This window comes from Paenibacillus sp. (genome assembly GCF_035645235.1).
Classification (GTDB): Bacteria; Bacillota; Bacilli; order Paenibacillales; family YIM-B00363; genus Paenibacillus_AE.
Window position 1 is genome coordinate 29820 of sequence record NZ_DASQMZ010000214.1, and the last position, 12477, is coordinate 42296.

A 12477-nucleotide genomic window follows, 5' to 3' on the forward strand; every position below is an offset into this window, starting at 1 on the left:
CATACGATGCTTCGGTCGGCGCTCTCCGCGCGTGCACCGGCTATACTCCGGACGCCAGCAGCCCGCGAACGACATTCAGGTCGTGCTCCAGTCGTTCGTAAGCAGGAAAAGGCGCGTGGCATTCCAGCGTCATCCAGCCGGAGTACCCGACCTCCCGAAGAGCGTCGAACAGCGGACGGTGATCGGCTCCCCCCTCGCCCAGCCGGCTCTGAACGAAATGTTCCCGTCCGTGGCGAGTGAGCGACGTAAACGTCCCAGGCGCGCCGACTTCGGCGATGCGAAGTTCGTCTTTGATATGGACATGAAATAAACGGTCGCCCAGCTGCATGACGGAATCCCGGCCGTAATCCGTGTCGGTGATGTACATATTGCCCGCGTCGTGGATCATGCCGACATTGTCGTACTCGATCATGCCCAGCAGCCGCAAGCTGCCTTCCACCGTCTCCACCAACGAATCGTTGTGAATCTCCATCAAGATCTTCGCCTGCTGCTTCTTCGCTTCCGCAGCGATCAGGTTCAGCCAATGCGCCGCTTTGGCATAGTGGTAATCGCTGGCTCTGAATGCGTTCGGACCGCCCGGAAAGACGCGGATCATGCCGCAGTCCAGGTGTCCGGCGATGTCCAGCAGCCGCTTGAAATCCTCAAACCCGTTCCGGCATTCGCTGTCCGATGCGTCGGAGAAGCCTCCCACATAGCCGGCGATGACAGGGATGTCGAGCTCCAGACTGCGGGAAAGCGCCTTGATTTCCTTCACTCTCGGCAGGCTGGCGCCGGGCGGAAGATGAGGCTCCCGCGCCGCGATTTCGATCCCGTCCATGCCCAATTTCTTCGTCAAATGCATCGCTTCCTGAATGCTGTGTTCAATAAATACGCCGCTGAATGCTGCAAGCTTCATCGCGCTTCCTCCGCCTCGTTTAATATAGCCTTCATCGCATCGAGCGTCATGCGCGTCCCCGTCTTCCGGCTGCCGCCTTCCGGCGTGAAGTGCGTTTCGATCGTATACAACCCGTCGTATCCGTCCGCAGCCAATGCGCGCAGCTGGGGGATCCACTTCACGGTCCCGGAGCCGAGCGGCACGCACCGCCCCCTGCCGTTATGGCCGACATAGGCGTCCTTAAGGTGGACGTGGCCCACAAGCCCCTGGACGGAGGCATACCCTGACGGATAAGCTTCCTTGCCCATGTGCGCCTCATTGCCCGGATCCCAAAGCGCACGGAGCGCCGGAGAGTCGACCAGCCGGACGTACTCCCCTACTTCTTCGGCGGCGCCCCCGTTACAGGAGGGCTCGTTCTCGAGCAGGAGCAGGGCTCCCTCCCGGGCGGCGACCCGGGCGGCTTCTCGCAAATGTCCGACGATCTCCTCGGTATACAGCCGCGGATTCGACTCTCGCCAGAACGAGAAAATCCGGATGCGGTGCGTTCCTAGCAGCTTTGCAATGCGAATGACCCTCGCCAGCTTCTCGTGATGCGCATCCACGCTTTCTTCCGGTTGACCGAACGTATCCCCCGATGCGACCGGTCGCCCGGGATCCAGCGCGCATTTGAACACCGGCGAAGCGACGGCCGATATGAATAACCCTCTCGCCTCAGCCTGCCTGCGGAGCTCCCTCGCCTGCTCGTCGGTCAGCGCGGCGACGTTGCGCCCGTCCACGACGCGTACCTCTACGTGGCTCAACCCCTGCTCCGCCGCCCAATCAAGCGCTTCCTCGTAACGGTCGGACACTTCGTCCGTCAATATACCCAATCTGCCAGACAACACCGGGTCAGCCTCCTTCTTTCGTCTCACATGTTTTCCTTTACCGCACTTACGCTTCTATCCCTTCCCGCCGCCTCTTCCGTCGGGCGCCGATCGCCGGCAGCGCGGTCAGCAGCGTTGCCGCGGCCAGCAGCGCTCCGCTCGCGATGACCCGAAGGGGCGGCCGGTTGCCCAGCAGGAAATAATCGAAGACCGCCGCCACGGCGGGCTCCAGGCAGAACAGGATCGCCACCGTGACCGGCGGCAGCCGCCGCTGCCCGGCAACCTGCAAGAAGTTGGCGGCGACCGATACGAAGAGGATCATGTACGCAATTCCCGCCATCGTCATCGGCTGAGCCGCCAGCGTGCCGAGAGCGAGGCCGTCCGGATGGACGCATGCGTAGATGAGCGCCGTAGCGATAAAATAACCGGCACAGCCCGTTACTCCCAGGAAAGAAACCTGAACGACGGTGGCTCCTTCCGTCCGGAGCATCCGGTTCGTATGGAGGATCGAATAGGCATACCCCAGCATGCCGATCAACGCCAGCCCGTCTCCAAGCCGAACGGCACCGTTCCGAGGTTCGAGCAGGAGCGCGATGGCCGCCAGGGCAATGCCGATCGCCCATCTCTCGCCGTACTCCGGCCGGACTCTGTCGTGAAGCCATCTCAGCAGCGGCACGAATCCAACGATCAGGCTGTTGATCACCACGACCCTCGTCGGCGTCGTATATTCAACTGCATAGATGGAAAATAAGCCGAGGACAAAATAAGCCGGACCGAGCCGTAGAAGCCCGAGCTTCCAAAGCGTCCCCGAAATTCCGTGCATGGCGCGGCGAAAACAGACAACGTAGAGAACGGCTACTCCGGCATACCGCCAAAACTGAAAAAGGAGCTGGGGGTAGTCCGTAGTCGCCGATTTCATGACGATGTAGGACAAAGCCCAGATGACAACCGCACCGAAAATCGCTGCATACCCCACTAGTAGCCGTCCTCCCGATGGCACTGCCGGATGCGGAGAGCGCTTACGCGAACGTTCTGGAGAGCAGCCGCAGCAGATCCGTATCCGTAATCCGCTTCGTTCTGCCGTCAAGCCGAACCGCGTCCTGTCCGCTGTAATCGCGCGAATCGGCCAGGCTCGTGTTCATATACATAATTTTCATTTCATAGGGTCCTGCCGCTCGGTACGGCCTGCATTCCCCTCTCCGCCTCACGGCTTCCTTCACGGCTTCGCCGATTTCCGACTGGACCCGTTTCGGCGCCTTCAGCAGTCCGGAGTGGCGACCGGTCGCTGTTTTCGTTTCGTAGGTGAAGACCGTGTCCAGTAGATGTTTTGCTTCCGCACAAGTTTTATCGTCGCCGGATACGAATAGGATCGGTACGTCATGCAGTCCGAATAACAGCGCTTCAAACCCGATCTCGCCGATCGGCGATCCGTTGAACTCTAGGCCGTAAATATCGGCAAAGCTCCAGGAGTGATCCAGCATCGCTCCCTCCGTGCCTGCCATGCCGTGATAGCCGATCAGCAGCGCGCCGTCGAACGAAGAATCCAGTTTGGGAAAACGGGACGCGATCGCCAAAGGACCGACGACGTAAGTAGCTGCCGGATGGAGGCGGTCGAACAGGAAGTTGTACCCGGACCCATGGGCATCCTTCACGACGATCTCTTCCCCGCCGGCCTGCACCAGCGCTTCCACGACGGCATTCACTTCATCGGTAAGAAGCTGCCTCGCCTCCTGGTACAGCGCCTCCCCTCGCGTAATCTGTTCCTTCAAGGCGATCCCGGCAATGCCTTCCATATCTACGCTTACGTAAAATTTCAAGCGTCCCAGCCTCCTGTGGAGAGCTTATCCGTTTCGCGCGGTACCGGGCCCGAGGATTTGCCGGCCATAATTCTCCGACGCTCTTGTTCGATTCCTTCCAAATACGCGAACGCGCTGTTCTCGATGAGGTCGAGCAACCGTCTCCCTTTGTCGGCCGTCGCTTCTTCGGGGAAGCCCCAATAACCGTCCTCCGTAATATCGATCACGTCGAAATAATCCATATAATCTTGTGGCGCCGAGGCATGGCGCGTTTGCGGCACGACCGCTTCGACGCGGTCCGGACAAAGATGCAGCATAATGGACGTTTCCTTTTCCCCTGCGTGAAGGTCATGCTGCACATGGGTGACGATCTCGCCCTGCCGCGCCGCCGCGATGTTTGACGGGATGAGAATGGTCTCCATGCTCATGCCCCTCTCCTCGTAATCCCGGTTCAGTTGACGAATCGTCGGCTTTAAAATCCAATTGCCCCCATGTCCGGTGAAGACGATCAAGCGACGGAAGCCGGAGTACCGAAGCGACTCCGCGATATCGCGAATGACGAGGGCGAGCGTATCCGCGCGCAAATAGACGGTCCCCTTGCTCTCCCGGTGTTCGATGGAAGAGGAGATGCAAAGACAAGGCAGCAGGTAGGCGTTCAACCGCAGCGCCAATCGCTTGGCGATCTCTTCGGCGATGATCGCGTCGGTGCCGACCGGCAAGTGGCTGCCGTGTTGTTCGATGGCCCCTACCGGAAGAACGGCGGTATCGCACTCCTGTTCCAGAAAATGTTTCCGCGTGCTGTACATATTCAGCAGGAAGATTCGCCTCTTTCCTCCAAATAGTTGATCGCGATCGAAGCGAGCATCGCCGCGCCGAGCGGCAACGCGCGTTCGTCCAGGTCGAACGACGGGTGATGAAGCGGATAGGCGGTTGCTTCTCCGCCCCGGGTACCTAGCCGGAACATGACGGCAGGCACTCGCTGCGCGACGTAAGCGAAATCTTCTCCGCCCATCGTCGCCTTGATCGGCTCCCAGCTTCCCGGGCCGAGCGCTTCCTCGCTCGTTCTCGCGAACAACTCATACATCTCGTCATCGTTCACGACGACCGGATACCCGTCCTTGAGCTCCAGCTCATACCGCGCTCCGAACGCTTCGGCGATGCCTTTCACGATGGATTCGATCTTACTCTTCATCTGCTCGCGCAGCTGCGGACTCAACGTCCTTACGGTGCCGAGCAGCTCCGTTTCCGATGCGATGGCGTTCGTCGCATGGCCCCCGCGAATTTTCCCGATCGTCACGACGACGGACTCCAGCGGATCCACTTGGCGGCTTGCGACGTGCTGCAGCGCCGTAATCACTTGAGCGGCGATCGCGATCGAATCGACGGTTTGGTGCGGACTCGCCGCATGACCGCCGCGGCCGATAATTTTGATCCGAAGCGGGTTGGTCGCCGCCCAAGCCGAACCTCTGGCCGCCGCGGTGCGGCCGACGTCGAACGTCGGCGAGACGTGCAGCGCCGCGGCGGCGTCGACCTTCGGATCGTCGAGCAGACCGTCCCGGATCATTGCATCGGCCCCCGCGCCGCCTTCCTCGGCGGGTTGGAACATAAACTTAACGCTTCCGCGCTTTATTCCTCTTTCTGCCAGCAGCTGGGCCGCGCCCATCAGCATGGCGGTGTGCCCGTCGTGTCCGCATAGATGCGCTTTGCCCGTTACCGTCGATCGGTAGGGCACCTGCTTCTCGTCCGGAATCGGAAGCGCATCCATATCCGCCCGGAGAAGGAACACTGGTCCCGGGAGCTCGCCGCGCAGCAGGCCGACGACTCCCGTCCCGCCGACGCCTGTCCGGGTTTCGAGTCCCAAGCTGCGAAGATGATTCGCGATAATGCCGGAGGTGCGAACCTCTTCATATCCCAATTCGGGATGCCGATGAAAGTCTCTTCTCCATTCGATCAGCCGGTCGGCTAACTTTCCGGCCGAAGAAATCAACTCATGATCCGCCAATCGATCCCCCCCTTATAAGCTATTGTAAAGACCGGGTCCCGATCCCACACTATGACAATCTTCATCTTCTATGGGACAAAACGATACTCTGGTGCCTCGCGCCATGTCGTGCGTAAAAAAAAGATGGCACCTGGGAAATCAGGAGCCATCCGCTTGCGCTTATCTTCGGTAACCTTTACCCTATCCCTTTCTCCTCCGGCCCGAACGTACTTCGAATCGCGGCGTCGTCCAGCTCGATGCCGAAATGCGCTCGCAGCGTCTCGCCCCATTCGCGGTACGTACCGAGCCGACGAACGTCCACTTTGTCGCCGGAGAATGCTTTGAATTCGCGTCCGGCGATCGTCTTGCGTCCGTCCTTCGTTCTGATCGCGACGATCGCTCCCTCCCGGAAGATCGAATCCGGCGCATATTGGCACCAGAACGACGCCGTAATAAAATCGATCGAGAGCTGAGGCTCCGTCGTGAACGAGTAGATCCGCCGCCAGGAGTCATGGTGAAGTTCGGTCAAAAACCATCCGTACGTCGGATCGAACTCCATCCTATAGCGATCGCTCCCCTGCGGCTGCTCCACGCCCTCTACGATCCGAACCGGAATCAACGGCACCGACCTGCCCACGCCGACATCGCTCAAATATTCGCCATCGCCAAAGCGAACGCCGAGAACCTGGTGGCGCCGCTTCGGTATGGGATTCGGCTCGCCCAGCCAGAAACGGGCGAAATAATCCGTGACGTCGTAGCCGATCTCGCGCAGCAGCCAACCGAACAGCGAGTTCAACTCGAAGCAATATCCTCCGCGGCGCCGAACGACGATTTTGTCGTATATGGCCGGAATGTCCAGCGAAATCGGCACGCCGGCCAGAATGTCGAGATTTTCATAAGGCACGCTTCGCAAATGCGCGCTTTGGAGCGCTCCCAAGCAGGCCGGCGATACTTCGGGTTCGCCCTCGAATCCGATACGATCCAAATAGGCGCGAACTTCCGGCGATACGCGGCGGTCCTTTTCCATGGCACCCATCCCTTAAAAAATGAAGTAGATACTCATTCTGCACCTGTAACTCGCCTGGTTTCTATTTTATCATAGACTCGGTTTGAAAACTGCCGTCGATACCGGAGAGAACTAAAAGGCACGAGTCCTCATGGTAAGGGATTCGTGCCTGCGCTCAGAAAGATTCCTATCGCATTCTGAATTGTTCAGTTGCCATATCGGACGGGAACTTCGAGGTCCCCGCTATAAACGCTAATACCTTCTAATGACCCGCCGTAAACGATCACTTCACAAGCCGCAGCGGAAGTTGTTTTATCGTAGTGTTGGATGAATTGACCCCATGCTCGGTGATTACTCCAGAAACAGGTGAAATTCTCTTGATGGATCACTGGGTTGAAACGAATGCTCCGATTTGGTATATCGGCCTCGTATCCGCTAAGCGCCGGAAGCAATCCCCAGCTGGACATAGACCTCGCATAATGATGCCCGCATTCCACTTCATTAAATGGGTTGCGTTTAAATCCATCGTGACGCGCTCTTACTGCTCGGACAAGTTCTAATCCTTCGTCTACAAAGCCTTCGTAAATGAGATGAACTGCTACTTGATACTCAATTCCTGTCCATACTTCATCAGAATAGACGAACGGAAACTCAGGCCGCTTACCGTCAGGCCAGCTACAAAGCACTAATCCGCTTTCCTCTCCCGTGACATATACTCTTTGCATGTTCTCATGCTGCGAGAATGAACGTTTAAAGTTATAGGCATACACATTTCTAATAGCGTGCTTAATACGGTCTTGATTCGGGAGTAAATAACCCAAGCCATATAAATGTGCCAATTGCTGCGCAAACAGCTGGTCAGACAAGCATCCTGTTCCATGCTGGTATTTGTAGGCATCCGGATCTTCTAAGTCTTGTATAAAATACTCACCGTTCCATAAGCGTTTGCCGATGTGTTGCCCGCTTTGTTCAAACATCGATCTGCATTTTTGCGCCAGTATTTTATCATTCATAGCTAAAGCCATTTCCTCAGTCGCTCGTAGCGCACCTAGGAGGAAGAAGCTGCAGAGCGGATTTACACCGTAAAACTCAATATCGTAAGTCACATGCTGCTCGCCTTCCAAGACAAAGTCGCCGTCCAAATCCCATTGGATGAAAGCAAACTCGAGTGCTTTTTTTACGCTGGGCCACAACTCTTCTAAAAACGACGGGTCAGCCCCCAGCTTCCATTCCCTAAACACCCGCATGATACTTCCGAGCTGACCGTCTACGGCTGCGGGGGCTTTCTTCCCTTTCCAGACCCATTGTAAGCCGAACATTTTCATCGCACGGAAAGGGATATAGCCATCCGCTTCAATTTCATCCTTGAACTCGGTTCGCCTCATGCTCATTTCGAGATCAGGGTATAAGAAGGCTACGGTTTGCGCATAGTTCCACACATGGGAACAGTTCCCATCGCAGCAGCCCAAATCATCGAAACAGCCTTCATATCCCATAAATCTACCATCCTCAAGACGGAAACAGGTCGGACTGCGTAACGCCGTCATGTTGCTCGCAATGGCATCAATCACTTCGGATGGTAAGGTCGTTGAGAACAAGACGTTGTGAAAAATACGAGTTTCACGCGATAAACGATCAAAGTGATTATGGACATATTGGGCTACGTCCCAGGAACTCTCAAATCGGGTAGCGTAGTAGTTTCGAATCGTTTCTTTTCCTTTCACTTGGACCCTGTTCTCCTCGTTCCAGCCATTCAGCCGGTTTGGAACGTACCAGGATAATACAAAACGAATTACCTTTCGCTCGCCGGGCTTTAAACTTTCGAATACGGCTAACGATCCTGTATCGCTCGGACGTTCATGAAAAAAGCCGTCTACCATCTTACCGTTTACCTGTTTACCGGATGGGGTTGTATAGCCCAGATCGTTCAAGACGCCATCCGAGCTAAAATCGCTCCAAAATTCCTGCAACTCGTCGAACCATTCCCCCCGAAACCAGACCGGCTTGAAACTACAGTTTGGATTCGTTGATGTTAAGGACAAATTCCCGTAAAACTGCGATGTTTCGTCATGCGATAGAGAATACATAAATAAGCCTTGAAACTGTTCCGACTGCCTGATCTGATTTACATTCATTCCGCCCTGCTTCAGCTTGTAATTAAAGAACCGATCAAACTCCACTTCTCCAATAGGATTAAACAAGGATCCGGCGATAGAGACATCGACGTCTTCGTTGGAACGATTTTCAACATGATATTCTAATATCGCACTAGGAAGACTAGAGTCATCTGTATTTAACGGTATCATCGGTGTGAAAGCCTCTAATGTTACCTGTACAGGAAGCTCCTGATCCTCGAACTCGATTCGAGTGATTGGATATTCGCCGCGCATATACGAAGCCTGCATCCGGGGAAGCCCGGGAGCTGATTGATTCGGATGGTAGCCATGAGAGGTAGAATGCGGCGACGATAATGGTCCTTCCAGTATTTTACTTACTTTCACATTAGCTGAAGTCTGAGTCCAAATGGCGAAGAAGGTATTCGGTAACCGTACCCCTTTCCCGGGATGGTTAAAAATTTCCCAGTCGCGCCATTCTCCTCTTGAGCCTAAGGAAACATTTCCCGTTCCGATGCCGCCTAACAGGAAGGCGGCTTCAGTAGCGGTACTGGGGTATATAAAAGGCTGACGTTGATCTCGGGACATTGAATATTTCCTCCTTAATGAATTAACCTTTCACACCGGATTGAGTAACTCCCTGAACGTAGTATTTTTGCAAGAATAAAAACAAGACGAGTATCGGAATCGACCCTACGGAGGAAGCGGCTAATATCTTACCCCAGGAAATACCCCTCAAGGATTGAAAGGAGGAGATAACCACTTGGATCATTTGTTTCTTCTCGTCGTTAATAACAATAAGCGGCCAAAGGAAGGCATCCCATTGGTTTAAGAAGGTAAGCAAAGCCAGCGTGATCATAGCCGGTACCGCAGTAGGCACTGCGATCCTCCAATAGACCTGAAGCCAGGTAGCCCCATCCATCCGAGCTGCATCCAGTATGTCTCTTGGAATTTCCGCATAGAATTGAGTCAGTAGAAATACACCAAATACCCAAACGATCTGCGGAAAAATTAGAGCTTCGTAAGAATTAATCCAACCTAGATCCCTTACTAACATGTACAGAGGGATCATGGTCACCTCATACGGTATAACTAATGAGGAGAGGAACAGTGCGAACACATATTTTTTCATTCTGAAATGCAATTTTCCGAAAGCGAACGCGGCCAATGAATTCACAAGAAGGCCTAACGCTGTAACGGTTAAAGATACCAATAAGGAATTTAATATTACGCGACCGAACGGCTTGGACGGATCTGTAAATAAATCAATGTAGTTATGAAAAGTCCAATCGACGGGGAGAAATAGTTGCCACTGAAAACTCGTATATTTGAAAATTTCTTCATGCATTCGAAATGAACTGAAAAACATCCAAATGAACGGCAATAAGACGATGACCGAAAATAAAATCATGACAACATAGCGGAAGCTATATATAAATAGTCGATTAATCACGTTAACCCCCTTATCAATATTCGACATCGGATCGGAATACTCGCAATTGGATCAACGAAATCAGCAGCACTGCAACGAAGAATAGAAAAGCGGCTGCGCTTGCATATCCGATATTCATTTGATCGAAAGCAGTTTCGTAAATGTAATAAACTACCGTAGTCGTAGCTCCGGCAGGTCCTCCGCTCGTGGTAACATAGATAGGGACAAAAATTTTTAAAGCATCCATTGTCGTAATAATGATAACGAAGCCAATCGTTCTTTGTAATAATGGCAATGTCACATAGAAAAATTGTTTGATTTTACTTGCGCCGTCAATTTGAGCAGCTTCATAGTAGGAATCTGAGATATTATTAAGACCTGCAAGGAAAATAACCATAAATAACCCCATGGATTTCCATAGACATAAAATAATAATGCCAATCATGGCCGTATCGGGATTAGATAAAAATTCTACCCCAGGAAAGCCGAATGCTTGCAGAATAATATTCAGAAACCCATAATCTTTATTGTAAATGAGTTTAAAAATCGTTGCGGCGATAGCAAACGACACGACGACTGGTAGAAAATATACCGTTCGGAAAATACCGATGCCTTTGAATTTTCCTCGAATCAGCAAAGCCAGACCTAACGCGATTACTGTCTGAACAGGAATTACTACGACAGCAAAATACAACGAATTTTTGATACTCCGGATAAAGAACGGATCTTGAACTAAATTCACGTAATTCGTTAATCCAACGAAGGTACTGGTGTTGCTTAACAGCATAACGTTCTGAAAACTCATGACGAATGCTCGAAACATCGGGTAAAAAATAAATAATATCAAAAGAAGTGTTGCAGGCAGGATAAATCCGAGCGCCGCTTGTTCTTCTTGTTTCCCATAGCTGTAAGGGATAACTTTTCTCATTTCGCTGCCTCACCTCTCTTTAGAAAATAAGAAAAAGGAGGAGAAACGTGAAGTTTCTCCTCCCCACCCTTCAACGGCCGCAAGTACGCAAGTTATTTATATCTGGCGATGCCCTGTTCGATCTTGTTAACAGCTTCGTTGATGGCTTCATCCACATTTCGGTTACCTAAACCTACATCTTCAAATAACTCTCTAATCGCTTCGCTAACGGTTGGATACGCCGGCGTGCTTGGACGAGGTTTGGCGTATTTGGCCGATTGTTCAACGAAGATATTCATTGGATACTCGTTCAATTCCGGGAACGCTTCGGCAGTGGAAAGTCTAGCCGGCAGGTTGGTCGTTTGTTCGTACCATACTTTGGCGCCCTCTACCCCAGTGACCCAGTTCACAAAAGTCCATGCTTCCTCAGGATGCTCCGTCTTCGCGGTAATGGACATATTCCAGCTGCCGTTCGGCGTAACCTGCTTAGCATCTTTCCAAAGCGGTGCTACGCCGTAATCCTCATCTAATTTAAAATCAGGGAAATTTGCGCTTAGATAACCAATCCCCCACGCACCGTCAATGTGAATCGCAACATTTCCATTGGCGAAAGCGTCTTGAGGCAACTCTTTAGGGGCTACGTTGTGCTCATTGTATAATGTTCTCCAAAATTCAAGTGCCTTTTTAGATTCAGCGGAATCCAAGTAGCCTTTAGCCGTCGTGGCATCCGGACTAAGAATATCTCCGCCCGCTTGCCAAATGAAAGTCATTTCGGAATACGGAGCCCCTTCATGTCCTGCAAATCCCCAAGGCGTTGGGTTCCAACCGTAGACTCCCGCTTCGGGATTATTCAATTTTTTAGCAGCTTCGAGTACCTGTTCCCAAGTCCAAGCTTCATCAGGATCTTTGGATGGCAGCGGGATCCCGGCAGCTTCGAACATCTTCTTGTTGTAGAACATAGCTAAACTAGAATCGTTATGGGGGGCTGCGTAAATTTTTCCCTTGTATGTTAAGCTGTCTAGGACCGGCTTAGCGATATCCTCCTTATGGCCCGATTCCTCCAAATAACGGTCAAGTTCTAGCAATACGCCTTGATCTGCGTAGGAGTAAAGATTCGGACCGTCTAAAGCCATAATATCAGGCGGCTCTCCTCCTGCCAGCGCCGTCCTGATTTTCGTTTCATACTCGCCTGTCGGAATTAATTCCATGTTGATTTTAATATTCGGGTACTTCTCTTCAAAGCTCTTAATTAAAGCTTTCGTCGTCCCTGCATCAGGCTCGAAGTCGGTTCTCCAATAGGTCAACTCTACGATCTCTTTGCCCGAATCATTTACGGCACCTTCCCCATTATCTTTGGCGCTGCCGCTGTCGATTGCATTGGTCGAACATGCTGACAATACTGACAAGGCCGACAACATCACGATGCCGAATTGAAACCGTCTTGCAGAAAATGATTTTTTCATACCGTCGCCCCTCTCTCGTTTGCGTAACTTTCATGTTCTAC

The 12477-nt window shown here is 52.8% G+C and carries 11 protein-coding genes; all 11 read right to left on the reverse strand.

The window, feature by feature from the left end:
• Positions 1-40: 40 nt before the first annotated feature.
• Positions 41-895: a sugar phosphate isomerase/epimerase gene (locus tag VEZ38_RS20320; protein WP_324896810.1), complete on the reverse strand. Its 855-nt coding sequence runs from the start codon at positions 893-895 to the stop codon at positions 41-43.
• Complete coding sequence (locus VEZ38_RS20325; RefSeq protein WP_324896812.1) at positions 892-1755, reverse strand: sugar phosphate isomerase/epimerase family protein; 864 nt, start codon at positions 1753-1755, stop codon at positions 892-894. Before VEZ38_RS20325 ends, VEZ38_RS20320 begins: the two co-directional genes overlap by 4 nt.
• A gap of 49 nt (positions 1756-1804) precedes the next feature.
• Positions 1805-2737, reverse strand: a complete 933-nt coding sequence (locus VEZ38_RS20330; RefSeq protein ID WP_324896814.1) for a DMT family transporter — start codon at positions 2735-2737, stop codon at positions 1805-1807.
• A 19-nt stretch (positions 2738-2756) separates the two neighbouring features.
• Positions 2757-3554, reverse strand: a complete 798-nt coding sequence (locus tag VEZ38_RS20335; RefSeq protein ID WP_324896816.1) for a M55 family metallopeptidase — start codon at positions 3552-3554, stop codon at positions 2757-2759.
• Entirely contained in the window at positions 3551-4339 is a 789-nt protein-coding gene (locus VEZ38_RS20340) for a creatininase family protein (RefSeq protein ID WP_324896818.1), read from the reverse strand. The genes VEZ38_RS20335 and VEZ38_RS20340 overlap by 4 nt, the downstream gene beginning before the upstream one ends.
• A 2-nt stretch (positions 4340-4341) precedes the next feature.
• Complete coding sequence (locus tag VEZ38_RS20345) at positions 4342-5535, reverse strand: M20 family metallopeptidase (protein WP_324896820.1); 1194 nt, start codon at positions 5533-5535, stop codon at positions 4342-4344.
• 175 nt (positions 5536-5710) lie between these two features.
• On the reverse strand, positions 5711-6541 hold the full coding sequence (locus VEZ38_RS20350) for an arylamine N-acetyltransferase family protein (RefSeq protein WP_324896822.1): 831 nt from the start codon (positions 6539-6541) through the stop codon (positions 5711-5713).
• A gap of 185 nt (positions 6542-6726) precedes the next feature.
• Complete coding sequence (locus tag VEZ38_RS20355; protein WP_324896824.1) at positions 6727-9222, reverse strand: GH116 family glycosyl-hydrolase; 2496 nt, start codon at positions 9220-9222, stop codon at positions 6727-6729.
• Positions 9223-9244: 22 nt separating this feature from the next.
• Entirely contained in the window at positions 9245-10087 is an 843-nt protein-coding gene (locus VEZ38_RS20360; protein ID WP_324896826.1) for a carbohydrate ABC transporter permease, read from the reverse strand.
• Between the two features lie 13 nt (positions 10088-10100).
• Complete coding sequence (locus VEZ38_RS20365) at positions 10101-10994, reverse strand: sugar ABC transporter permease (protein ID WP_324896828.1); 894 nt, start codon at positions 10992-10994, stop codon at positions 10101-10103.
• Positions 10995-11086: 92 nt separating this feature from the next.
• Positions 11087-12436 (reverse strand): sugar ABC transporter substrate-binding protein, encoded by a 1350-nt coding sequence (locus VEZ38_RS20370; RefSeq protein ID WP_324896830.1) that lies wholly within the window; start codon positions 12434-12436, stop codon positions 11087-11089.
• Positions 12437-12477: the final 41 nt, after the last annotated feature.